Raw genomic sequence first — 24,356 nt, 5'->3', positions numbered from 1 at the left:
CCTGGGTTACAAACCTTTTGGGCGAGGCACCGGTAGCATTATGTCAATGCGGGAGGCCGCCAGTTGAGAGACCGTCAATGTCAGCGGCGGATGGAGCTCTCCACCATCCAATCCTACGATCGCCGCCGCTGGCCCACCTTGCCACCGCGCGGTGCTTGGCGATCTCCGCGCCAGCAGACCCGATGATTGCGTCCCCTACGAAGTTATCGTGGCCGAGCTTCCCGAGAGTGAGCCTCACCTCATTTGCGAATTCTCTTCCGTCGCGTCCGGCCCGGCGGGCGGCGCGAGGTCAACGTTCAAATGGGACATCAAAGCCCGCATCGCTTTCGCCGCGACCCTTTCGTGCGGGCCGTCGTCGGACATGACCGTTACGTCGGCGAGGGCATAAGTTGGGTAACGGTCCTCCATCAATTTGCGCAGCGCGCCTTCGGGATCTGGCGTTCGCAACAATGGCCGGTTGCCGCGTCGGCGCACACGGCGGATCAATACGTCGAAATCGGCCTTCAGCCATATCGACACCCCCTGCTCCGCAATCTGCGCGCGGGTTTCGGCATTCATGAAAGCGCCGCCTCCAGTCGCCACCACTTTCGGCCCTCCGGCCAGGAGCCTGGCGAGTACCCGCCGTTCGCCGTCGCGAAAATAGGGCTCGCCATGCCGGGCAAAGATTTGCGGGATCGTCATACGGTGCGCCACTTCGATTTCGGCATCGGCGTCGGCAAAATCGAGCCGGAGCCGCGCTGCGAGCGGCCGACCGACGGACGTCTTGCCCGAGCCCATCATGCCGACGAGCACAATGCAGCGTCGACCGAGAGCTGTGAGCAGAGCAGTTTCAGGCTGGGAATTGAGAGTCATGTTTATGGCGCCTAAAACTGCTTGATGACGGCTGCTGAGAAGTCAGGTCGGGTATACCTATTCCCTGAGTAACATTGAGCCTATGTCTTCCTATCGAATGCCGAAAAGGGCGACGATTTTGAAGAGGCTGGAACTTAACAGTCGGCCTACTTGTTCTCAGGGTGATCCTACAATCGTTTCGCGGCGATCTCTTCGGCCACAGCCCTCGCTTGAACTCGAATGTCAGGAACGGCCGTGATCTCCCAGAATTGCCCCGACGTCAAGGCGCCTACTGCAAACAGCCGCGCAGGAGATACGCGGGACGGCGCCACCACTTCGGAAGCGACATCCACCTGTATCCCGAGGCCGAGAGGATCGGCAGCGATCAGTTGAGACCGGCTCATTTCCTTCAAAAGCGGTGAATGGCTGATGCCAGCGCGCTCCATCCCCGTGCAGTTGACCAGCCAATCCGCCTTGATGCCGGCATTCTCCTGCTTCGCTCTGACCCGGTATCCGGCAAGAAGCCTGCCCTTCTCGGCCCCGAGCGATTTCAGGAAGCCCGCATGGAAGCGAACGGTTCCTTCCGAGACGAGTTTGACGAACCTGTCGAACACGTCGGGCGCGACGCGGTGACGATGGATGTTCCACCACGGCAGCGCATGTCTGAGGAAGCGGGCCCGCTCCATGTCGGAAAGCCGTTGCCAGAGAGCCAGCGTTTGAGGCCTCAGGCCATCCATCACGCTTCGCCAGTCGTCGACCGACCTGCTCTTTTCCCGCAAGCTCCTCGATATGCCGCTGATCGTATCGGGAAGCGACGCAACGTCGATCGGCAGAGGCGAAGGCGGTTTCCTCGCATGCCCGAGCGGCGCAAGCCCGCGGCGCGAAAGCACGTCGATCCTGCCTCTATGGCCGTGAGCACGCAGCGCGAGAACCTGATCGATCATCGTCAGGCCGGAACCGAGGATGCAGACTGTATCGGACGACGCGACGCGTCCCAGCCAGGAGAGGCGCCAGGGGTTCTCGATGATCCGCGATCGCAGCGGCAGCGGCACGCCCGCTGAATCAACCGGCAGGTTGGCGTTGCCGACGCCAAGGCAGAGCACGACGTTCTTTCCGGCAATCTCGTCGCCATTGCCGAGGTGAAAGGCCAGAGTGCTGTTGTAACGTTCCACGCATCCCGCCGCCTTGGCCTTGATGAAATCAACCTGGCAGCGGCCATCCCGCTTTCGAAGCAGCTGCGCGAGCGTATCCCTGACATAGAGACCATAATCGCTGCGCGAGGCGAAATCGCCGGCCTGCAACCGCCGCCCGTGATTTTTCAGCCAGTCGACAAAGTCGTCGGGCTGATGCGGCAGCAGGCTCATACGGCCCGCGGGTACGTTGAGGCGGTGGAGGTAAAGTTCCGTCCGGTATGCCGTGCCGCGGCCGAAGCCGGGATCATCGCCAACGACGGCGACCGTCGCCGAAGCGGGAAGCTGCTCGATGAGATTGCAGGTCACGGCTATCGCCGAAAAACCGGATCCGACCACGATAACATCATATATCAACGCATTCTCCCTGACGGTCCACACCTTGGATTCTGCCGCTCACTCGGCCCTGAGACCGCGCCAGCGGTAGAATCGCGAAAACAAATATCTCCATTGTCTATAAATATAGTTTGTTATTTCTCCCGCTAGCCCATTCTCACCCGTTAGGCTTTTGAGGGTGAGATCAAGGGCTGGATGTGGCCCTGAACAAAGGGGCTCAAGATGAATTTCAGAAAATTGATTGCCGCGATCGCCGTCGGCGTCGGAACACTTGCAACGGCTTTTGTCGCCGAGGCGGCGGATAAAAAGGTCGTCGTCGGCTATCAAACCGACGCGCTGCCGTCTTCGGTCGCGATCGCCAATGGCGAATTTGCCAAGGCGACCGGTTATGAGATCGACTTCCGCAAGTTCAATTCGGGGGCCGAGATCTTTGCGGCCATCGCCTCGGGCGATGTCCAGGTCGGCTATGTCGGCTCCAGCCCGTTCGCGGCCGCGGTATCGCGCGGGCTCGAGGTCAAAGCCTTCTACCTGGCATCCATCTCGGGGATCGACGAGGCTCTTGTCGTCCGTAACGGCTCCGGCATCGACAGCCTGAACGATCTGAAGGGCAAGAAGCTTGCCGCCGCGCCCGTGTCGACGGATCACTATCAGCTGCTGGCACTGATCAAATCGCTGGGCCTGACCGAAAAAGACGTCCAGGTCTTCGCCATCCCCCAGCCGGAAATCGTCGCAAGCTATAATCGCGGCGATATCGACGGCGGCTTCGTCTGGGATCCGGCGCTAACCGAGCTGAAGAAGAACGGCAAGGTCATCGTGACCTCCAAGGATGTGGCGGACAAGGGTGCACCGACCTTTTCCGCCTGGGTTGCGACCTCCAAGTTCGCCGCCGACAATCCGGATTTCCTCAAGAGCTTCGCTTCGGTCGTCACCAAATATTACGCATCCTTCGCGGCGGACAAAGCCGCCTGGGGTCCCGACAGCGATAACGCCAAGTCGCTCGCCAAGCTTCTTGGCGGCACGCCTGAGCAGCAGGCTTCGGCCCTGCAGAACCTGACGCTGCTCACCCCCGAAGTCCAAGCTTCCGACGCCTGGCTCGGCGGCGGCGAAAAGGCGGGCGCCGGCAAGATCCTCAAGGACACGGCATCCTTCCTGAAAGAGCAGGGCAAGGTGTCCGGCGTGCTGGACAATTACGGCAGCTTCGTCACCGCCGACGCGCTCGCCGGCGCCACAAACTGATCCTCCCCGACGCCGGCGCGCCCGCGCCGGCGTCTAACGTGCGAGTTCCTCTATGCTGAAAGTCGATCACGCCAGCGTTTTCTTCTCCGCCCGGGACGGGCGGACCGTTCACGCGCTCGATCGCGTGTCTTTCGATATTCCCGAACGCGGTTTTGTCGTCGCACTCGGAGCCTCGGGCTGCGGTAAGTCGACCCTTCTTAACGCGATTGCCGGTTTTCTTCCGCTTTCGGATGGCCGGATCACGCTCGATGGCCGCAGCGTCGAACGTCCGGGTGCTGACCGCGGCGTCGTGTTCCAGAAGGACTCGCTGCTGCCTTGGAAGTCCGTCATCGATAACGTCGCGCTCGGCCTGAAATTCGCCGGCGCAAGCCGGAAGGAGCGGCAAGCCCGGGCTCTGGAACTGCTCCGGCTCGTCGGCCTTGACGAATTCGCCGGCGCCTTTCCCTACGAGCTGTCGGGCGGCATGCGCCAGCGCGTCGGTATCGCACGTGCTCTGGCGACCAATCCCGATATCCTGCTGATGGACGAGCCGTTCGGCGCGCTCGACAGCTTGACCCGCGAGCAGATGCAGGAACTGCTGGTCTCCGTCTGGAACAAGACGGCAAAGAAGGTTTTCTTCATCACGCATTCGATCGAAGAGGCCTTGTTCCTCGGCACGCAGGTGCTCGTGATGTCGCCTCGGCCGGGGCGCGTTGTCGCGCGCTTCGATCTCGATTTCATCAGCCGTTTTGCCGAAACCGGTGATGCCCGATCGATCAAGGCCTCGCCGCAATTTGCCGAGCTGCGCGAAGAGATCCGCGCCATTCTCCACAGCACCGAAGATTTGAGGAGCGTCGCATGAGCGATATAACACAGGCTCCGCCGATTGCGGCTCACACCGAGGACCGCCAGGTCAACCTGGTGAAAATGACCGGCTTCGGCGCCGGCGAAAAATCGACGGTGGTCATCAGCGTCGCCACCGCCTTGGCCATGTTGCTGCTGTGGTGGTTCGTCGCCGCGCTCGGTATCGTTCCGCACCTGTTTCTGCCGCGCCCGGACGAGGTGCTGACGCAGATCGGCCTCATTTATCGCGACGGCTATGCCGGGGCATCGCTTTCCGAGCATGTCTCTGCGAGTTTGTTCCGAATCGTGGTCGCCGCCCTCATCGCCATCTCCGCCGGCATTCCGCTCGGATTGCTGATGGGCTTGAACCGCTGGGCAAAAGGCGTGCTCGATGCGCCCATCGAGTTCTACTGGCCGCTTCCGCCCCTCTCCTATCTGCCGCTGATGATCATCTGGCTCGGCATCGGCGAGACGTCGAAAATCACGCTGCTGGTGCTTGCAATGTTCGCGCCGATCTGCCTCTCGGCCCAGGCCGGCGTTCGTTCGCTGCCGATCGAGCGCGTCAATGCCGCCCGTTCGCTGGGTGCTAGCCGCCTGCAGCTCTTCCTCGACATCGTCCTGCCATCGGCTCTGCCCGAGATCCTCACCGGCATCCGCATTGCGCTCGGCGTCGGCTGGAGCACGCTGGTTGCGGCCGAACTGATCGCATCCACGCGCGGGATCGGCTTCATGATCATGTCGGCCTCGCAGTTCCTGGCGACCGACGTCGTCTTCGTCGGCATCGCCATTATCGCGATCTGCGCCTTCACCTTTTCGGCCGCCATCCGCTTCCTCGAGGCCTTCCTAGTTCCGTGGAAAGGCAAGCTCTGACCGAATGGCAGGCAGCAGGCACCGATATCAATGACTGCCTGCTGCCTGGGTCAGTCCATGTATGGCGACAAGTTCGTCCGCGACCAGCTTCTGAAGCCGCCATAGATTGCGGTCCCGAATGCCGCGCTCCTCCAGGTGCTTCACCGTCAGATAGAGATATTCGGCGCAGGAGCCCATATGCCCGCAGGCCCTGGCAAGCACACGCGCCACGGTCTCCAGCCGCAATTTTGGCGAAACACGCTCGCCTTTCGGGCCCGCCCAGAAGACCAGCGCACGCACAAGCCCATCTGCAGTCGCGACCGGAATCCAGCGAATCGTCGCAGCGTCCTCGATCGAGCCGACCTCACGGCGGATCAGCCGCCGAAGCTGGCCAAGGCGATCCTTATCGGCGAGCCGGAAAAGGATGCCGTTGCAAAGTCCACCGCGGTCGAGAGCCATCATCAGGCCCGGCTGGGACTGCGTCCCCCGCCAGCGGGTCATCTTCAGGCAGAAGGACCGATGCCAACCCCCTGGCCGCACCCTGCTGCCATTGGATGACATCGAAATCGGGCTTCCATATCAGCGATCCATAGGCGAAAATCCAAAGCGGTCCCGCGCCGGATTCGAGAAGCAGCCTCATGGCGAGCGTCTCCAGCTCCGCTTCGGTGAGCGGGGTCCGATGCGGCTCCGGACCTGGGTCGGCCTCCGGGCGTAGGCTCAGCGATACGAGCGCATCTGTGAGCGCCATTCCTCTCCCGCCGAACATGCGGGCCTCGCTTGGCTGGATCACCGCCTGCTTGCGCTCCCGGATCGCAGTCACGTTCAATGCACCGTAAACTTGGCCGCATCCGCCCGGCGCCGCTCCATGCTGCGGATCAGCATCGCGGCCTCCCTGACGATCGCCGAAAACGTCGCGTCGTCTGCATCGGCGATCCGTCCCGTCATATCGCGGATGATCGTCGTCAAATGGATGATCGAATGGCGGTTCTGCGCATCTTCCGGTCCGAGTTGGCTGTCGGCCATCGCAAGCAGCGCCTGAACCAAATGATTGATGGTCTGGCGGCGCCTGCTTCGCGGGTCGGCATTCGGGTCTTCGGTGAGCCGCAGGAGATCGGCGACGATGTCGGACATTGCGCTTCCACTCACATCGAAAAAGCCGGCAGCATGGAAACGGCGCGCTTTCGAGCACCCGAGCGCGTCTTCAAGGCTTCCAGCAGCCGGTAGCCGTTGCGCCAGCGTCCGAAACCGCTGGCGATATTGATGTGGCCGGCCAGGCCGATATTCCGGGTCTCGGCGTTCCACAGCCGACCGAACAGGGCCAGGCGGTCGACGGTCATATAGGTGTCGTTCATGCTGCCGACGACGATGCTCGGAAAAGGCAGAGGCGCCGTCGGCATATCGCCGAAGGAGATTTGTCCAGGGTGCAGGACTTCGGTAACGGGCAGGTCGCATGGTGCGACGAGCAAAGCTCCCTTCACGCGGCGCGCAACGCTCCGGCCGGCGAGCCTGGCGGCTAGCAGGCATCCGAGACTATGGGCGACCAGATAGGCCTCACCTGCCTCTTCGAGCGCGCTTTCCAGCCGAAACAACCACTTGTCGACGTGCGGATGATCCCAGTCGTCCTGGATGACGCAACGACTGTCCGGGTGATCCTGCAGCCAGTGCCGCTGCCAGTGTCCTTCTGCCGAGCCGAACAGACCGGGAAGGATAAGGACTTCGTTCATCGGATCAACCCGATCACTAGAGCGAACAGGAATATGAACGAGCTCGTGGTCGTGCAGATTCCGGCGGCATTCCGGAATAGCGACATGATGCTGCCCGTTGTTCTTTTCGCACGATGCCGACCGAGGCCGGGTTCAATGATGATAGCCATCACCTGACCTCCTCAATACCAAAGGCCGGGCGTCGCGCCCCAATAATGAAGTTCGTATTCGCGGGCAGACCAGTCCCGCTCTTCGTCGCGAGTGAGCAATTCATTTGCGGGCTTGCGCCCAGCTGCCGGCTTTAGATCAAGAAAGCGGTCGACCGCGAGCTTCAGCCAGGATTGGAAATCAAGCTTCATGCGAATCTCCTGTCCGGAACCGATTTTCTTCGGCTAAAGCGCGTCACACCAAATTGAGTCGTGCGGCGCGCCTCAGGTCTTTGTTCGATGCGGGTCGTTCAAGACCGCGACCCACCTTTGGGTAACCTGCATCAGGAAATCAGCGAATGACGTCGCGCATTGGCAAGAAGAGCGCCAAGCGATGCGGTCGGCCCGTAGAGCATCAGCAGTCGGTTCTCTTCCCGCTTGGCGAGGCGATATCGCCGTGCGAATTCAAAGACGCTCCACATCTGCTCGCCCGCCTCGGGCTTTTCAGCATCGTCGGCCGATACCTTCTGAAACCTGACCATGACGATGATCCTATTCGGCCGCCGCCAGCGCCGGCTTCACCTCAGGGAAGAAAGCAGCCAGTTCCCCGACCACCTCGCCGATCCGGTTCGAAAGCGCGTCCGAGGAGACCGCATAGTCGGTAAAGTCGCGGTCGGAGGCGTAGACGGCCGTCGGCAATGTATGGGCCATGAAAAAGCCGAAGAGCGGCCGAAGCTGATGCTCGACCATCAGCGCATGCCGGTCGCCGCCGCCGGTCGCCGTGATGATGATCGGCTTCGCCCGCAGTTCATGCGGGTCGATCAGATCGATGAGGTGTTTGAAATGGCCGGGATAGGAACCCTTGTAGGTCGGCGAACCGACGATCAAGGCATCCGCCTGCACAATCTCGTCGATGACATGCTTGGCCTGCTCGTCAAGGTCCTTGCGCCATAAGGCGCCGCCGAGCGACGGACCGACATCATGCAGATCATAAGTCTTGCTCGTAAAGCCGTATCGATCGCTCGCAAGGTCGGCAACATGCCGGACCAGAGCCAGTGTCTTGGATGGACGGTTGAAGCTGCCAGCGACGCCGACGAGTTTGAAACCTGACATGGTTTTTCCTCTCTATGGTTGCTTCAACTATTGTCTATAAAATTAGTGGATTAAAGAAATGCTTGTCTCTCCTTCCTCGCTCTGGTGAAAAAACATTCGTCTTCGCTTGGTTGACCGAGCCTAAGGCCTGTCGCCGCGCAGATGCCGTTCGAGGAAGGGTAGATTGTCCTGTCCCCAATAGAGCTCACCGTCATAGACATAGGTGGGGAAGCCGAAGACGCCGCTGTCGCGCGCATGCACGCGGTCGGCCGACCATTTGTTCTGAACATCTTCGTCAGCCTGGCGCCTGAGCAGCACGGCGCCATTGAAACCGGCGGCGTTAACGATCGACTCGCGCACATCCGCCTTGCCTATATCCTTCGCCTCGCTCCAGAAGGCATGCTGAAGAGCACGGGCCACGCCGATCCAGTCCTGCCCGTCGAGATAAGCGGCGATCACGAAGAGGGACGCCGGTGTTGGGTCGCTGAGCTCGGGGCGATGCTCGAGGAACAATTCCTTACCGCGCACACGGGCCCAGCGTTTGAGGTCCCGCGTCCAGTAGGCGCGTCGGATCTCCGGGCGGTTGCGTGAGAAGATACCGCCGTTTTCTTCAACCACCGTCGTCAGATAGGGGGTGATAACCGCGTCGTTCTTCTCTGCCAGCTCGGTAAAGGCATGGAAGCCGATGTAGGACCAGGGCGATCCGATCGAAAAGAAGTATTCTACCGTTTTGGTCACTCTGAATGTTCCTCGTAAGATATTGTTCTAGCGTCGTGTCCGCGCCGGCCGCGAACTCGACGGCCGTTCAGGACGCGGCCCGAATTCCGGATTGCGCTTTCCATCCGAGCTCGGGCGCGATTTTTGTCACGAAGTCATGGAGAATCTGGCGATACTCCTCGTGCTCGAATTCGTAGGGGAGCTCCAGCCTCAGTTCGCTGACCTCAGGCAGAACCGGATCGGAAAAAAGCCGTTCCAAAATCTCGTCCGACGTGCCGACGATATCGCGGGCGAATAGGGTGCGCCGCTCGCCCTGCGGCGAAAGCGTCCGCTCGTGGCGGCCATCGGCATAATCCCGGTAACGGCGGCGCGTTGCAGCGTCAGCGCTGTCGAAAGGCACGATGACGCGGCCGAGCGCGACGCGTCGGTGAGTAACGGCGGTACGGAAGGTTTCGATCAACCTGGATTGAGCGACGAAGAAATCATCCGTTCCCTCCCCGGTTATTACATTCCCCGTCAGCAGGTTGAAGCCGTTGCGGCCGGCCCATTCGGCCGAGCGCTGCGACCCGCCGCCATACCACAGGCGGTCGATCAGCCCCTTGGCAAAAGGCTGCAGGCGCGGCCGCTGCGGGCCGAAGGGGGTCTTGATGAAGGTCTGCTCGTCACCGAGATAGTTGCCGCGCAGATTATCGGCAAAGCGCAGTACGCGCTCATGCGAGAAATCGTAGCTCGTCCAGTCACCGTCGAAGGCCAGCGGACCAATCAGCTCGGCATGCAGCGGCCGGCCGGCACTGACGCCGATGTTCAGCCTCCCGCGCGAGAGGACATCGACCGTGGCAAGGTCTTCGGCCAACCGATAAGGGCTTTCATAGCCGATCGGAATGACCGCTGTTCCGAGCTCGATCCGGCTGGTGCGCTGTGTGGCCGCCGCCAGGAAGGCGCTCGCCGAAGATATCCCGGGTTCCAGATGCCGCTGGCGGACCCAGGCGCTCTCGAAGCCCAGCTCCTCGCCATATTGCAGTTGCTGAAGCGTCTGCTCCAATCCCGACAAGGGATCATCGTCGGGATAATTGCCGGGGGTGAGGAAGCCGATATGGCTGATGGATATAGTGCGGCTGCTCATGTCATGCCTTCCGGATCAATATTTCGGCAGGCCGGGCGGATTGGTCTCGGATGCCGGCAAGGCTTCCTCGGAGAGATGCCAGTGCTCGAAGATTTTGGCGTAGGTGCCGTCCTTGATGAGGCCGTTGGTGGCGATCGTCAGTGCATCGGCGAGCCCGCTTCCCTTGCGGGTGGCGATCGCAACGTCCGAACGATCAGGCCAGCCGGCGCTGAGCGTTCCGACGCGCTTTATGTTTTTGTCGCGGGCGGCGATGAAGACGAGCTGGGCATGCGGCTGGACGATGACGTCAGCTCTCCCCGAGCGGAGCGCGAGCAGGCTTGCCGCCTCGTCATCATAATATTGCAATTCGATCGGCTTCAGCCCGGCGGCCACATCCTCTTCGCTCCACTTCACCAGGATGCGTTCCTGGTTCGTGCCGGCGCCGACGATGATCCTGAGACCCGCCGCGTCCTTCGGCTCCTTGAGCGAAGTGATGGGACTATCGGATTTCACGAAGAAACCGTGCAGGCCCTGGCGGTAGGTGGAGAAATCGAACTTCTCTTTGCGCTGCTCGGTGACGCCGACATTGGAGATGACGGCATCATATTTGCCCGAGGTGAGGCCGAGCGGCCAGTCGATCCAGGCGACCGGCACGATCTCCAGCGTGAGGCCAAGGCTGTCGGCGATGGCATAGGCATAGTCGGGATCGGCTCCGATCACGGTCTTGGCATCGGTGGCATAGGTCGAAAGCGGAGGACCGCCAGGGCTGACGGCGATGGTGAACTTGCCCGGTGTGACGAACTTGAAATCCTTCGGGATCGCGGCGACGGCCGCGTCGTTCCTCGCGACATGAAGTCTGCCTGACTGCTGCGGACTGAGGTCGAAATCATCTGCAGCATGGGCTGCACCGAGGCCAGTCAAGGCCGCCGTCAGCGCTGCAGAGAAGAAGGTGCGAATATTGGGAAAGGCCGTCACGTTCGATATGTCTCCGTTTGCATTGAAAAGCAGGGACGGACGAGCTCAAACTGCGATCCGTCCCGCGGGCATTACGAGCCGCTCTTCGGCAAGCCGGGCGGATTGGTCTTGGCCTCATCAATTGCCTCTGGGCCGAGATTCCAGGTGTCGAGAATCTTGCCGTAAGCGCCGCTGGCGATCAGATCGTTGATGACGCCGGTCAGCGGGGCCGCGAGACCGCTGCCCTTGCGCGTCGTGACCGCAATCTCAGCCGTAATCGGCCAGCCGCCGCTGACGGTACCGACAAGCTTGGTCTTGCCGTTCAGTCCCGACGCATAGGCCTGCGTCGCGTTCACGCTGAAGACGGCATCGGCCCTGCCCGACTGGACAGCCAGGTCCTTGACCGCGTCGTCGTCATAATATTGCACCTCGATCGGTTTCAGGCCGGCAGCGACGTTCTGACGGTCCCATTCCAGCAGGATCTTCTCCTGGTTGGTACCGGCATCGGTAATGACCTTCAGACCGGCAATATCCTTCGGTTCTTTGACCGATGTGATCGGGCTGTCAGACTTGACGTAGATGCCCAATTCGTCCTTGCGATAGGTCGAAAAATCGAACTTCTCCTTGCGTTCCTCCGTCACGGTCACATTCGAGATCACCGCGTCGAACTTTCCGGACGTCAGCCCAAGCGGCCAATCGGCCCATGCAACGGAAACCAGTTCAAGCTTCCGGCCGAGGCTATCGGCGATGACCTGTGCGAGATCGACGTCATAGCCGATGACGGTTTTGGAATCGGAGGCATAATCATGGAGCGGCAGATTCCCGCTCGTGCTGATGCCGACGGTAAAGACGCCGTCCTGAACGAACTTGAAGTCCTTGGCCTCGGCGATGCGTTTTTCGTTCTTCTCCGCCCGCAGCCGATTCGGCTGTTCCGGACTGAGGTCGAACTTGCCTCCGGCCTGTGCTGCGCCGATGCCGAGTGCGGCGATTGTGACGGCGCCCGCCATCAGGAGTTTTGCTGTTCTCAAAGATGCCATGTTTCCCGTCTCCATTTTCATCTAGTGGTTGTGTTCACTGTCATTATTCATCCGGTCGCCCGTCGCGGGCGGCATTTCACCAGCGCCCTTCGGCGCTAGAGAACCTTGGCGAGGAATTCACGCGTGCGGGGATGCTCTGCTTCGTTGAAGATGCGCGCCGGCGGGCCGGCCTCCAGAATCCTGCCGCTTTCGATGAAGACGACCGTATCGGCGACTTCGCGGGCAAAACCGACCTCGTGGGTGACGATGACGAGCGTCGTGCCGGTGCGGGCAAGTTCCTTGATGACATCGAGGACTTCGCCGACGAGTTCCGGGTCGAGTGCAGAGGTCGGCTCGTCGAAAAGCAGGACCTTGGGTTTCAGAGCCAGTGCACGGGCAATTGCGACGCGCTGCTGCTGGCCGCCGGAAAGCTGGCGCGGATAGGCGTTGATCTTGTCGGTGAGGCCGATGCGGGCAAGGAGTTCCTGCGCCAGTTGCACAGCTTCCTCGTGGCTTGCCTTGCGCACCTGGATGGGCGCCTCGATCAGGTTTTCGAGCACGGTCAGATGCGGAAAGAGATTGAAGCTCTGGAAGACCATGCCGATATCGGCGCGGCGCTTGAGGATGTCCTTTTCCTTGAGTTCATAGAGCGTATCGCCCTTTTGAGCGTAGCCGACCAGCTCGCCGTCGACGGAGATAAATCCACTGTCGACACGCTCCAGATGGTTGATGGCGCGCAGGAGCGTCGACTTGCCGGACCCGGAAGGGCCAAGGATGGCGGTGACGCTGCCGGCCGGAAGATTCAGCTCGATGTCGTCGAGCACCTTCAACGAGCCAAAGCTTTTCGAAATGCCATGGATACGCACGCTTCCGCCCGCTGCCCGCAGGGCCGCCGCATCATGAAAGCCGGATTTGCTGACTCGATCAGCCGCGAGATTGAGGACAGGCAGCGGACGGCGGAAACGGTCGAAGAAGGCCTGGAAGGGCAGCGGCGTCGGATTGCGCACGGCGCCCTTGGAGAAATAGCGTTCGATATAATGCTGGGCGGCCGACAGCACGGTCATGATGATCAGGTACCAGACGGTCGCGACCAACAGCAGCGGAATGACTTCGAGATTGCGGCGGTAGATCACCTGGACCGTGTAGAAGAGCTCCGGCAGCGCCAGCACGTAGACCATGGAGGTGCTCTTCGCCAATCCGATCAGTTCGTTGAAGCCGGTCGGCAGGATCGAGCGCATGGCCTGCGGCAAGACGATGCGGAAGGCCTGGCGGCGGCGCGGCAGGCCGAGTGCGGCGGCTGCTTCCAACTGCCCGTGATCCACCGAAAGAATGCCACCACGCACGATTTCAGCAAAGAATGCCGACTGGTTGAGCGTAAGCCCGAGGAAAGCCGCGGCAAAGGGCGTCAGCAGCTGCACCGTCGGATAATTGACGAAGACCGTATCGGTGAACGGGACGCCGATCCTGATCGTCTCGTAGAGGTAGCCGAGATTGTTCAAGATCAGCAGCAGCACGATCACGGGAATGGAGCGCAGGAGCCATATGTATCCCCATGAAAGCCCGGCAAGCAGCGGCGACTTCGATACGCGCGCCAACGCCAGTGCCGTGCCGAAAATGGAGCCGGAAATGGCGGCGAGCGCGGTCAAGAGCAGCGTCCTGCCGAGGCCGACGAGCACCGGCTCGGCAAAAAACCATTCGGCAAAGACGCCCCAACCCCAGCGTGGATTGGTAAAGGTGGAATAGAGGACGGCGACGATGACCACAGCAGCGAATATCGTGCCCGCCGCACGGCCGGGATGGCGCGCCGGCACGATGCGATAGCGGGAGTAGTCCTGCTTCGGTTCGGCCGCCCTGCTGCCGGCGTCGATGTCCGCGAAATCCGTCGTCAGTGCCATGATGCTCCCCTTTAAGGATGACCGATCCTGCCGTTTTCAGAGATTGCCGCCGGCCGCGCACAGGAGCGGCTCGGCCGCTTCGTGTTCGAGGCGCGCTTGAGCGAGGTGGCTGATGTCCTTCTCGAAGGGCAGGCTCTTGTAGGCTTCCGGATCGACAGACGTGTCGAAGAGCGCGGTGTAGCCATAGTTCAAGTAAAGGCCGACCGCTTCCGGCTGGCGGAACCCCGTCGTCAGATAAATGCGCGAATAACCCTGACGGGCAGCCTGTTCTTCGAGCGCGACGAGCACCTTACGGGCAAGTCCCTGGCGCCTGAGATCATGACGCGTCCAGATTCGTTTGAATTCGGCAGTCCGCTCGTCGTGGTGCATGAAGGCGCCGCCGCCGATCGTCTCGCCGTCGCGGATCAACAGCAGAAAATTGCCGTGTGGCGGTGCAAAGGCTTCGGGAGGATAGCGGTTGAGTTCAGCCGCCGCGCCCTCGGCATTGAAGTAGGTGCCGTAACGGCTGTCGTATTCATAGATGAGCTCGTCGATCAGCGGCTTGGCACGCGGGTCGGTGGGGCTCGTGTAGAGAAACACATCGCTCATATCGTTCGTCACCCGTTGTCATCAGTGAGGAATGTCTCGGCGAGCCGCACCCAGTACCGCGCGGCCGGCGCGATGATCGCGTCGTTGAAATTGTAATGGGCGCTATGCAGCGGAGCGCTGTCGCCATTGCCGACGAAGAGATAGCTGCCGGGATTTGCCTGCAGCATGAAGGCGAAATCCTCGCTTGCCGTTCTTGGACGAAAATCCTTCTCGACCGCCGCCGGCCCGAGGGCGTCGTAGGCGACGTCGCGGGCAAAAGCGGTTTCCTCGGCATGGTTGACCAGCGCCGGAAAGCCGAGGCGGTAGTTCACATCGGCCTCGGCGCCGAAGCTTTCCGCTTGAGCCCGGGCAAGCGCCGGAATGCGTTCCTGCAGTTTCTGGCGGACTGCCTCGCTGAAGGCGCGCATGGTCAGCTTCAACTCCACGCTTTCAGGTATGACATTCGAGGCGGACCCGGCATGGATCGAGCCGACGGTCGCAACCGCCATCTCCTGCGGATCGATGTTGCGCGAAACGACGCTTTGCAGCGCAGTGATGAAGGAGGCCGAGGCGAGCACGGGATCGACGGCTCGATGCGGCTCGGCGCCATGGCCGCCCTTGCCGATGATTTTAATGATCGCCTGGTCGACGGAGGCCATGGCAGGGCCGGTGACGAAGCCAAATTGCCCTTCCGGGACGCCTGGCCAATTGTGCAGCCCGAAGACGGCATCGACGGGAAACCGCTCGAACAGGCCCTCCGAGATCATCTTGCGGGCGCCTGCCCCGATCTCCTCGGCGGGCTGGAAAATCAGCCGCAAAGTGCCGCTGAAATTGCCGCTCTCGGCAAGATAGCGGGCAGCAGCAAGCAGGATCGACGTGTGGCCGTCATGGCCGCAGGCATGCATGACGCCAGGATTGCTGCTGGCATAGGAAAGCTCCGTCGCCTCCTCGATCGGCAGGGCATCCATGTCGGCACGGATGCCGATCCGCCTTTTGCCCTCTCCGCGCCTAAGGGTGGCGACGATGCCGGTGCCGGCAATGCCCATCGCCACCTCGTAGCCCCAGGAGGAAAGGTGCGATGCCACGAGCTTGCTGGTCCTGAGTTCCTGAAATGCGAGTTCAGGATATTGGTGCAGGTCGTGGCGAAGCGCGATGATCTCGTCCAGATAGGCGGCGATGCCGCGTTCGACCGGATCGTTTCCGTGTTGGTGCTGCACGATTGGGTTCATGATTTCTGCTCCCGCACCTCAGGCGCCAACGGCCTTTTCGTGCTCGGCCGGAGCTGCGCCGCCCGCATAGCGGCTCTCACGGAAGGGCAGCCCCAGATGATCGCGCAGCGTCTTGCCCTTCAAGACGGGGTCGAAATAGCCGCGCTTTGTGAGGATCGGCAGGACGTGCTCGGCGAAATCGTCGAACCCTTCCGCAATCACCGGGAAACCGAGAATGAAGCCGTCGGCAGCACCCTCCTCCACCCAGCGGACGATCTCGTCGGCGATATGCGCCGCGGTGCCGATAAAGGCCGTGCGCGGCGTGGCGACGTCGAGCGCGATCTCTCGCAGTGTCAGACCCTTCTCGCGCGCGGTCCTCTTGATCCGGTCGGTGGTCGCGCGGAAGCTGTTCCTGCCGATGTCGCCGATGTCAGGGAAAGGCGCGTCCAGCGGGTAGACGCTGAAATCGTGGTGGTCGAAGAAGCGGCCGAGATAGAGCAATGCCTCCTCTGTCGTGACGAGATTGCGGATCGCCTGATACTTGGCTTCCGCCTCGTCGGGCGTCGCACCGACGATCGGACCGATGCCGGGATAGATGCCGACTTCGGCGGCCGGGCGTCCATGCGCGATGACGCTGTCCTTCAGCTGCCGGTAGAAGGCCTTGGCCTCCTCGATCTGCCCGCCATTGGTGAAGACCGCATCGGCATGCTTGCCGGCGAGCCTGATGCCGGAGTCCGACGAGCCTGCCTGGAAGACGACTGGCTGGCCCTGTTTCGAGCGGCCGATGTTGAGCGGCCCCTCAATGCGGAAGAAGCGGCCCTTGTGATTGAGGCGATGCATCTTCGTCTTGTCGACATAGACGCCCGTTTCCCGATTGCGGACGAAGGCGTCGTCGTCCCAGGAATCCCAGAGACCTTTGATCGCATCGATGTATTCCTCGGCGATCTCGTAGCGCAGCTCGTGCTCGGGATGTTCGCGGCTGTAATTACGCCCCGAGCCCTCGAGCGGCGAGGTCACCGCGTTCCATCCGGCCCGGCCGCCGCTGATCAGATCGATCGAGGCGAACTGCCGGGCGATGGTGAAGGGATCGCTATAGGAGGTGGAGACGGTGCCGACGAGGCCGATCTTAGAGGTCGAGGCCGCCAGCGCCGAGAGGATGGCGATCGGCTCGAAGCGGTTGAGGAAATGCGGGATCGACTGCTCGTTGATGTAGAGCCCGTCGGCAACGAAGGCAAAGGCAATGCCCGCCGCCTCGGCCTTACGCGCCGTCCTGACGAAGAAATCGAAATTGACGCTGGCATCTGCTGGTCCGCTTGGATGCTTCCAGGCGTTCATGTGACCGCCAGGCCCCTGCAACATGATGCCGAAATTGACGTGTTTCTGAGCCATGGACCCAATCCTCTTTGGAAGTATCAAGCGACGAGCGAGAGCCGCTCCTTGGCAAGCAGCTCAATCGAATTCAGGCGCTCAACAGCGGTCAGCGCCGGCGTGTCTAGGATGAATTCCTTGACGCCGTAGCGGCGATGCAGTTCATCGAGTTCCTTGTGGATCTGCGAGGCCGTGCCATGCAGTACACCCGGTACCTTCTCCTCGATGCGGTAGTCGGTGACGCCGGATTGACGGGCAAATTCTGCCGCCTGCTCCTCGCTGCCGACGTTCACGCTCTGGCCGTTCGGCAGGAACACCTTTACGATTCGAAGGTTGCCGACGCGCTCTCGTGCCTGCTCTTCGCTTTCAGCTGCGAAGGCGGCGAGCGCCAGGATCGGGCGCTTGCCGCCCGTCGCTCGCTCATAGGCATCGAATGTTTTGCGCAGGTTTTCCGGATCGCCGTTCAGATGGCCGGCGAAGACGAGCTCCCAGCCTTTCTCAGCGGCAAGCTCGGCGCTTTCGACGCTGGCACCCAGCAGGAAGCGTTCAGGCGCGGTCGGCGGGAACGGGGTCGCCTGCGCGCCATCGTAATTCGGGTCGGCGGCGAGATAGGTATTGAGGTCGGAAAGCTGGTCAGCGAAATTCGGTTTCCTCGCCGGATCGACGGCCGCCTGCAGTGCGCGCGTCGAAAGCGGAAAACCACCCGGCGCCTTACCGACCCCGAGATCGACGCGACCGGGAGCGAGAGACGCCAGAAGATTGAAGGTTTCGGCCACCTTGTACGCACTATAGTGCTGCAGCATGACCCCGCCGGAACCGACGCGTATCCTGGAGGTCCTAGCGAGGAGGTAAGCGATCAGCGCTTCCGGAGCGGAGCTTGCGAGATTGGACATATGATGATGCTCGGCAACCCAGAAACGGTGGTAGCCGAGTTCCTCTGCCCGGGCTGCGAGCTTTACCGTCGCGCGCAGCGCATCTGTGGCGCAAAGTCCCTGTTCGATCGGGCTCTTGTCGAGAAGACTGAGGAGGTAGGTCATGACACTCCGATCCGTTCGCTGGGTTGCAAGATGTAATCTATAAAATCAGTAGACATAGTGATTTATAAGAAATGACATTCTCTTTAAGAGACGTTGAGGGAAAAAAGCCGCGCTGGAAGAGAGCACGGCAAAGCACCACCTGAGCCCAGGTTTCTGTGACTTGGAGCATAACCAGGAGAAGGAGACACGCATGGCCAACCAATCAACCATCCGCATCGTGCTTGCCTCGCGCCCGTCGGGAAAACCGACGGCTGCTAATTTTCGGCTCGAGCGGGAGACGATCCGCGACCTTTCAGAGGGCGAGCTTCTTCTTGAAATTCTCTATCTCTCCCTTGATCCCTACATGCGGGGACGCATGGATGACGCCAAATCCTATGCCAAGCCCGTCGACATCGGCGGCGTGATGGAAGGGGGAACGGTCGCTCGTGTCGTGCGTACGCGCAATGCGTCGTTCAATCCCGGCGATATCGTCCTGTCGCATTCCGGCTGGCAAACCCACGCGATCTCGAATGGCAGCGATTTAAGAAAGCTCGATCCAGGCGCCGCGCCGGTCACGACGGCGCTCGGCGTCCTCGGCATGACCGGCTTCACCGCCTATGCCGGTCTGCGCAACATCGGCAAGCCCAAGGCCGGTGAAACGCTTGTGGTTGCCGCCGCCAGCGGCGCGGTCGGCTCGGTGGTCGGCCAGATTGCGAAGATCTTCGGGGCGCGGGTGGTCGGAATTGCGGGCGGGCGTGAGAAATGCGATTACCTGCGTGAGGAGCTTGGCTTCGATGCGGCGATAGACCACCGTTCAAGCGATTTTCCATCGGAACTCGCCGCCGCCTGTCCAAACGGAATCGACGTCTATTTCGAGAATGTCGGCGGCCACGTCTGGAGCGCGGTCTTTCCCCTGCTCAACGATTTCGCACGTGTCCCGGTCTGCGGCCTGATCGCGCATTACAACGAAGGCCTTTCTGCAGCGAACGGACAGGACCGGTTGCCCATCCTGATGCGGGCCGTCCTGCGCAAGAGCCTCACCATACGCGGCTTCATCCAACGCGAATTCGCGGACCAACGCCCCGACTTCTATCGCGAAGCCGGAGCCTGGGTCGCCGAAGACCGCCTCAAATACAAAGAGGATATTGTCGACGGGATTGAAAACGCGCCCGAGGCTTTCATCGGCCTTCTGGAAGGACGAAATTTCGGCAAGCTGATCGTCCGCGTCGGTGGATGACGATCTTTCGACCTATTCCGTCTGCTGCGCGATGGCGGGGCCATCGCCAGCCGCCGCGCGGCCCGCGGTCGATGTCGGTGGCGGAGCGAAGTGCAGCATCGACGCCGTCGACCAGCGACAGGCAGATGGTTTTTGAATAAGCCGGTTCGCCCGGCCGGACGCGGCCTCTGCCGCCGATCGTGCGCAAAGCCGGACTATTGCGTTCAGGCGGCTCTTCCATCGACCACCCTGAATGGCTGCTTAGGCTGATAGCGGACCTGATGTTGCGGCTCTTGATGGGAGCAGAACCTCAGATCCCGCAATTTGCCTCCGGGCAGTTGAAAGGAATCGAACCAGCCACCCATCACCTGGATCCCTTAGATGATTGGAATTATTGGAATATCGACTCGTACGCAGCCACCTGTTCTAGTACAAGTCCGCCAGTGCTGACGGACAGGGCATCCGCATGCGGGCGCTTTCACAGATCACTTGCTCCTCTCGAGGGGGATTCAAATACACGCACCCGAGCGGACGACTTGCCCAATCACGAACCGAATTCACAGCATGAAAATGCAAGGTTGTAGAGCGCCGAAAGCGAGGTGCCTGTGAAATGATCGGATAACTATATTATTTGGTTGGATCGCTCACAGTTTACATGAGCAGATACTTGTCAAAGAAGCAAATTATGTCGCACGTTCTAGCAGCGCGTGTAATCGGTGATTCGATCAAATGGCCTCCGTCTTTGTAGCCTATCCCTCTGGCAACCAATATCACTCCGAGATGATTGAGGAGGCCTGCAGGTCGGCTTCCACCAACGGACGAAAGATATCCGCCTGGTCGACCAGAGACACTTCGGGCTCTCCAATCGCTCAATCCGTTGAAAGCTGGATCGAAGGCGCCGACGCCTTTGTGGCTGACGTTTCGCTGATTAATGCAAATGTGACCTACGAGCTGGGCTATGCAATCGGACTAGAAAAGCCGACACGTCTTATCCGATCGACTCACCTGGACTTCGCGCCCATTAAGGCGGTCGGACTGCTCGATACGCTGGGATATGACGGCTATGATTACCCTGACAAGCTTAGGAAAATACTTTCCAAGCCTGATGAGACCAACAGATGGGGCGATGTAACCAAAAACAAAGAGCAGCCCCTCTTTATTCTGCAACCGCCGAACCCGACTGATGCATCACTTCGTCTGACAAGTGCCGTCAAGAAGATTGCTCGCGTTAAGTTCCGCAATTTTAATCCGGCCGAGATCAGCCGTCTGAATGCTAGCGAAGCATACAGCTTGGTTTTGTCTTCATATGGCGTCCTTGCTTTCTGGGTGGACGGTACGGCCGAAGAGGCAGTCAGGAATAATCAGCGAGCCGCCTTTATCTACGGTGTTGCGAGAGGTAAGGGCATCCCGTGTCGCTTAATCGCTCACGAGTCACAAAGTCTCCCTCTTGACTTGCACGATCAAGCTCAGCGGTGGTGGAAACCTGAGGACTTGGACACTATCATCGCCGATTTCCGCGGCGATCTAGCGGACTACCAGAATGAATTTGTCTCGATCAAACATCATGACGGACGGCTTCTGGAGACGTTAACATGCGGGGATCCCGTTGCTGAAAACGAGGCGACCACGCTCGCGGATCATTTTCTCGAAACCGATGCATTTCAGCGATCACTATCTGGTGAGGCCAATGTTCTTGTGGGACGGAAGGGAAGTGGGAAGACCGCTGTCTTCTTGCAGGTCAGAGACATCAGTCGCGCGAATAAGGAGAATATTGTCATTGACCTCATTCCGGACGGCTACCAGCTCATCAAGATGAAGGAATTCATTCTGGACCGACTTAGTTTCGGGACACGTAAGGAGGTAATCGCGGCGTTTTGGGAATATGTTCTTTGGCTGGAAATAGCCTATAAGCTCCTGGAAAAAGACGAACTTCGCGCCCTACGCGATCAGAGGCTCTTTGGGGGCTACCAAAAGCTTAAAACCTTGTTCGAGCAGCGCGTCGATACCGGGACGGGTGATTTTTCCGAACGGCTTAAACGTTTGTCTCAGAATGTGGTCGATCGTTTTCGAGGAAGTAATCTTATCGACGACGAGTTGCACCAGCCGGATTCGTCTAAGGTATTGGAAGCTATTTATGGTCAGGATGTCAGGACACTACGGGAAACGGTCCTCGACTATCTGCGACTAAAAGGCTTCGTCCTCTTCCTGTTCGACAACCTGGATCGGTTCTGGACGCCGGGCGGGTTCACCGATGACGACGCAATGATCGTTGTCGGCCTAACGGAGTCTATGCAGGAGATATCAAGAAAGTTCAGGCGAAAGAATCTCGATTTTCGCTGGGGCATATTTGTTCGCAGCGACGTCTACGAATTTCTCATTCGGGGTATGGCAGACTATGGCAAATTAGCGGTTCAGAGCCTCGAATGGTCGGATCGATCGTTGATGAAGCAGCTGTTCGAGCAGCGCCTACGATCGAGTGCCATAGACATAAAGGAAGACTGGGCGACGATATGGAGTCGCGCCTCTGTCGCGACGGTAGCAGGACGGCCTGTACTTGATTTTCTTATAGACGGCAGTCTTATGAGGCCCAGATATATAATCCGCCTATTTGAGACCGCACGCCGGCGGGCGATCACCTTTAGCCGAGGCAAAATCGCAGAAGAGGATTATCTCGTCGCGCTGAAGGAATTAGGATGGCAGGTACTCGAAGACCTGGATCGGGAAATAGCTGACCTGGTACCGAAGGGCTCTGAACTCTTGTTCGAGATCGTTCAGCAACGCGAACATCTTACCGCGTCCAAGCTTCGTTACATCGCTTCGAAGGAGCTGAGAGACGCCGACAGCGTCAACAAGCTCATTGACGTAATGCTCTGGAATGGGAGTCTGGGCGTCGTTGAAGGAGAGGAGGCCCGCTACATCTTTGACGTCGGATATAAACGACAGTATCTCGCCACGTTATTACGGGGAGGTGATGACGTGGCTCTCGCTCTGCATCCAACGCTCGTTGCCGCTTTGACGACCAACTAGGCGATGTAAAAATAGAAAAAGCCTGTCGATCATTCGATCGCGCACATCGCTGCCTGGAGACAATGAGTTACGACTTTAAATCCCTTTCCCACCCCGATTTCGAAGACCTCGTGCGCGATCTGCTTGGGAAGCATCTTGATGTCAGCTTCGAAGGTTTTTGCTCTGGACCTGACGGCGGCATTGACGGACGCCATTCGCGGGCGGGGAAGACGACCGTCTTGCAGGCCAAACATTACGCTGGCTCACCTTTCACAGCGCTGAAATCGATGATGAAAAAGGAGCGCAAATCGATCGATGTGCTCAAGCCGGATCGATATCTCTTGGCCACCTCCTGCGGCCTGACGCCAACGAACAAGAAACAGCTGGGAACGGTCATCGGGCCCAGCTTGCTTGGCGAGAGTGACATTTTCGGCCAGACCGAGCTCAACTTCCTTCTGGGGAGATTTCCTGAGGTCGAAAAGGCGCATGTAAAACTGTGGCTATCCAGCAGCGCGGTCCTTGATCGCGTGCTTCATGCTGCGTTGCATGCCTTCACAGCCATTACGCGCGACGAGATAGAGGCGAAAGTCCGAGTTTACGCTCAAAACCCCAGTTTTGCGCAATCTGCCGGTAAACTCGAAGAGCAGCACGTCCTGATAATTTCCGGTCCACCTGGCGTCGGCAAGACAACACTCGCGGAAATGCTTTCCTACGCCTATCTTGCCGAAGGTTGGGATCTCGTTCCAATCCGCAGCCTGACCGACGGTTTTGCGGCCATCACGGATGCAAAAAAACAGATCTTCCTGTTCGATGACTTTCTGGGAAGGGTCGCACTCGACAAGCAGGCGTTGTCGATGAAGGATTCAGATCTTGCTCGCTTCATCAGGCGTATCAAGGGTTCTGCCAATGCTCGCTTTGTCCTTACGACGCGGGCCTACATCTTCGAGGAAGCGAGGCGCGTTTCCGAGCATCTTGCAGACAAGCGCCTTGATGTGTCGAAATTTGTCCTCGACGTGGGCGTCTATACGAGAAGGATCAGGGCACGTATCCTCTACAATCATCTCGCTGTTGCCGGCACCGGAAAACGCCATGTCCGAGCGCTGATTGAAACCGGAACGATCGAGAAGATTGTTGACCATAGGAATTACAACCCAAGAATTATCGAATGGATGACAGACCGCTTCCACGTTGAGGCGATGGACGCTTCGGAATATCCGACAGAATTCCTGGCAACACTGAACAACCCGAGCCGGCTTTGGGACATCGCCTTCCGCAATCACATCGACGCTCGGTCGCGGCACCTGCTCTATGCTCTGTTCTTCTGTTCCGAATACGGTGTGAATATCGATGATGCCAGAGAATCGTTTGAGGCCCTACATGCGGTCCTTTGCTCTAAATACGGCCTGCCGCGCGATCCGAAGGACTTTGAGGAATCGGTGAAAATCCTCGAAGGCGGCTTTATCAACATCAGCGGGACGACCATCACATATATAAACCCATCCTTTCGCGACTATCTCACAGAATATCTGAGCGACGGCGCGATGCTGAGGGATTTTGCGGCGGCAGCATGCCGCTTCAAATGGGCAGAGGCGGTATGGCGCTTCGGTACCCGAAATCGGCCACTGGGAACAGCGGACAAGCAATTCGCCGATGCATTCAAGCCAATCGCACCGATGCTCTCAAATTGGCCGATCTGGCGCGAGGTGCCGAGACTGAGAAGCGATGGCACCAACGCCGGCCGGCTGCAACTTCTTCTCGAATGGTGGGCTGAGAGCGGGGCGCCAGAATTCGTTGCGGCAATCATGCGCCTTGCCAAGGCCCCGCCGGACGGATGGCAAGCATGGCGCGATGGTTCAGAACTCATCGAAGTCGTTGTCCGCCTCCGCGATGGCGGATATTATGAGAACTTTCCGCAAGAGACGGTTCTTGCCGAGATACTTGAGCGCGAACTGATCGATATGCTGCGATTTGGCGTCGCAGCGGACGACTTAGAACAGATGTCCGACGCGATTGAAGACGGTCGCAGAATGCTAAGCAAAAATCTCATCGATGCGATGAACTCCGCGATCGAGGAGGAGATCATTCA

The 24,356-nt window shown here is 59.7% G+C and carries 23 protein-coding genes and 1 pseudogene; 6 read left to right on the top strand and 18 right to left on the bottom strand.

Annotated elements, in window-relative coordinates; translation table 11 throughout:
- Positions 1–234 precede the first annotated feature (234 nt).
- Together AAE029_RS20900 and AAE029_RS20895 are read right to left on the bottom strand one after the other, a co-directional pair.
- Entirely contained in the window at positions 235–852 is a 618-nt protein-coding gene (locus AAE029_RS20900) for a shikimate kinase (protein ID WP_371074816.1), read from the bottom strand.
- 167 nt (positions 853–1,019) lie between these two features.
- Positions 1,020–2,378, bottom strand: a complete 1,359-nt coding sequence (locus AAE029_RS20895; protein ID WP_371074815.1) for an FAD/NAD(P)-binding protein — start codon at positions 2,376–2,378, stop codon at positions 1,020–1,022.
- A 201-nt stretch (positions 2,379–2,579) separates the two neighbouring features.
- On the opposite strand from AAE029_RS20895, the gene tauA reads away from it, so the two are divergent.
- Genes tauA through AAE029_RS20880 form a run of 3 tightly spaced genes read left to right on the top strand, consistent with a single transcriptional unit; the run spans position 2,580 to position 5,285 of the window.
- Positions 2,580–3,593, top strand: coding sequence for a taurine ABC transporter substrate-binding protein (gene tauA / locus AAE029_RS20890; RefSeq protein WP_371074814.1), 1,014 nt, complete (start codon positions 2,580–2,582; stop codon positions 3,591–3,593).
- Positions 3,594–3,645: 52 nt separating this feature from the next.
- The gene (locus AAE029_RS20885; protein WP_371074813.1) at positions 3,646–4,434 is read left to right on the top strand and encodes a taurine ABC transporter ATP-binding protein; all 789 of its coding nucleotides are present in this window, start codon (positions 3,646–3,648) and stop codon (positions 4,432–4,434) included.
- On the top strand, positions 4,431–5,285 hold the full coding sequence (locus tag AAE029_RS20880) for an ABC transporter permease subunit (protein ID WP_371074812.1): 855 nt from the start codon (positions 4,431–4,433) through the stop codon (positions 5,283–5,285). The genes AAE029_RS20885 and AAE029_RS20880 overlap by 4 nt, the downstream gene beginning before the upstream one ends.
- 27 nt (positions 5,286–5,312) lie before the next feature.
- Here AAE029_RS20880 and AAE029_RS20875 read toward each other — a convergent pair.
- The 15 genes and pseudogenes from AAE029_RS20875 to AAE029_RS20805 form a co-directional block, all read right to left on the bottom strand.
- Positions 5,313–6,084 (bottom strand): annotated as a pseudogene (locus AAE029_RS20875) (gamma-glutamylcyclotransferase).
- A gap of 2 nt (positions 6,085–6,086) precedes the next feature.
- The gene (locus AAE029_RS20870; RefSeq protein ID WP_371074811.1) at positions 6,087–6,395 is read right to left on the bottom strand and encodes a hypothetical protein; all 309 of its coding nucleotides are present in this window, start codon (positions 6,393–6,395) and stop codon (positions 6,087–6,089) included.
- Between the two features lie 11 nt (positions 6,396–6,406).
- Positions 6,407–6,988 carry an RBBP9/YdeN family alpha/beta hydrolase gene (locus tag AAE029_RS20865; protein ID WP_371074810.1) on the bottom strand — a complete coding sequence of 194 codons (582 nt, stop codon included), beginning with the start codon at positions 6,986–6,988 and terminating at the stop codon, positions 6,407–6,409.
- A gap of 161 nt (positions 6,989–7,149) precedes the next feature.
- Positions 7,150–7,326, bottom strand: a complete 177-nt coding sequence (locus tag AAE029_RS20860) for a hypothetical protein (protein ID WP_198175575.1) — start codon at positions 7,324–7,326, stop codon at positions 7,150–7,152.
- Positions 7,327–7,457: 131 nt separating this feature from the next.
- Complete coding sequence (locus tag AAE029_RS20855; protein WP_371074809.1) at positions 7,458–7,655, bottom strand: hypothetical protein; 198 nt, start codon at positions 7,653–7,655, stop codon at positions 7,458–7,460.
- 10 nt (positions 7,656–7,665) lie between these two features.
- On the bottom strand, positions 7,666–8,226 hold the full coding sequence (gene msuE / locus AAE029_RS20850; RefSeq protein WP_371074808.1) for an FMN reductase: 561 nt from the start codon (positions 8,224–8,226) through the stop codon (positions 7,666–7,668).
- A gap of 120 nt (positions 8,227–8,346) precedes the next feature.
- Positions 8,347–8,943, bottom strand: coding sequence for a 2-hydroxychromene-2-carboxylate isomerase (locus AAE029_RS20845; protein ID WP_371074807.1), 597 nt, complete (start codon positions 8,941–8,943; stop codon positions 8,347–8,349).
- A gap of 67 nt (positions 8,944–9,010) precedes the next feature.
- The gene (locus AAE029_RS20840; RefSeq protein ID WP_371074806.1) at positions 9,011–10,045 is read right to left on the bottom strand and encodes an LLM class flavin-dependent oxidoreductase; all 1,035 of its coding nucleotides are present in this window, start codon (positions 10,043–10,045) and stop codon (positions 9,011–9,013) included.
- Positions 10,046–10,060: 15 nt separating this feature from the next.
- The gene (locus tag AAE029_RS20835) at positions 10,061–10,999 is read right to left on the bottom strand and encodes an ABC transporter substrate-binding protein (RefSeq protein ID WP_371074805.1); all 939 of its coding nucleotides are present in this window, start codon (positions 10,997–10,999) and stop codon (positions 10,061–10,063) included.
- A gap of 71 nt (positions 11,000–11,070) precedes the next feature.
- Positions 11,071–12,015 (bottom strand): ABC transporter substrate-binding protein, encoded by a 945-nt coding sequence (locus tag AAE029_RS20830; protein ID WP_371074804.1) that lies wholly within the window; start codon positions 12,013–12,015, stop codon positions 11,071–11,073.
- A 95-nt stretch (positions 12,016–12,110) separates the two neighbouring features.
- A complete protein-coding gene (locus tag AAE029_RS20825) occupies positions 12,111–13,889 on the bottom strand; it encodes an amino acid ABC transporter permease/ATP-binding protein (RefSeq protein ID WP_371074803.1) in 1,779 nt (592 codons plus the stop codon).
- 36 nt (positions 13,890–13,925) lie between these two features.
- Positions 13,926–14,489, bottom strand: a complete 564-nt coding sequence (locus tag AAE029_RS20820) for a GNAT family N-acetyltransferase (protein WP_371074802.1) — start codon at positions 14,487–14,489, stop codon at positions 13,926–13,928.
- On the bottom strand, positions 14,486–15,685 hold the full coding sequence (locus AAE029_RS20815) for a M20 aminoacylase family protein (protein WP_371074801.1): 1,200 nt from the start codon (positions 15,683–15,685) through the stop codon (positions 14,486–14,488). Before AAE029_RS20815 ends, AAE029_RS20820 begins: the two co-directional genes overlap by 4 nt.
- Before the next feature lie 18 nt (positions 15,686–15,703).
- Entirely contained in the window at positions 15,704–17,053 is a 1,350-nt protein-coding gene (locus AAE029_RS20810; RefSeq protein WP_371074800.1) for an LLM class flavin-dependent oxidoreductase, read from the bottom strand.
- A 23-nt stretch (positions 17,054–17,076) separates the two neighbouring features.
- Positions 17,077–18,069, bottom strand: coding sequence for an LLM class flavin-dependent oxidoreductase (locus AAE029_RS20805; protein ID WP_371074799.1), 993 nt, complete (start codon positions 18,067–18,069; stop codon positions 17,077–17,079).
- 190 nt (positions 18,070–18,259) lie between these two features.
- Here AAE029_RS20805 and AAE029_RS20800 point away from each other — a divergent pair, with 190 nt between their 5' ends.
- Positions 18,260–19,285, top strand: a complete 1,026-nt coding sequence (locus tag AAE029_RS20800) for an NADP-dependent oxidoreductase (RefSeq protein WP_371074798.1) — start codon at positions 18,260–18,262, stop codon at positions 19,283–19,285.
- Here AAE029_RS20800 and AAE029_RS20795 read toward each other — a convergent pair.
- Entirely contained in the window at positions 19,227–19,505 is a 279-nt protein-coding gene (locus AAE029_RS20795; RefSeq protein WP_371074797.1) for a DUF1403 family protein, read from the bottom strand. The two genes, AAE029_RS20800 and AAE029_RS20795, sit on opposite strands and share 59 nt — an antisense overlap.
- 488 nt (positions 19,506–19,993) lie before the next feature.
- On the opposite strand from AAE029_RS20795, the gene AAE029_RS20790 reads away from it, so the two are divergent.
- Together AAE029_RS20790 and AAE029_RS20785 are read left to right on the top strand one after the other, a co-directional pair.
- Positions 19,994–22,291 carry a P-loop ATPase, Sll1717 family gene (locus tag AAE029_RS20790; protein ID WP_371074796.1) on the top strand — a complete coding sequence of 766 codons (2,298 nt, stop codon included), beginning with the start codon at positions 19,994–19,996 and terminating at the stop codon, positions 22,289–22,291.
- 62 nt (positions 22,292–22,353) lie between these two features.
- Positions 22,354–24,356 (top strand): restriction endonuclease (locus AAE029_RS20785; protein WP_371074795.1); only part of this gene is annotated, 2,003 nt, incomplete at its 3' end.

It is taken from the genome of Sinorhizobium sp. CB7 (assembly GCF_041357635.1).
In the GTDB taxonomy this organism is placed as follows: domain Bacteria; phylum Pseudomonadota; class Alphaproteobacteria; order Rhizobiales; family Rhizobiaceae; genus Rhizobium.
The sequence above is the reverse complement of the archived record's forward strand: the minus strand, read 5'-3'. Positions and strand labels throughout refer to the sequence as shown.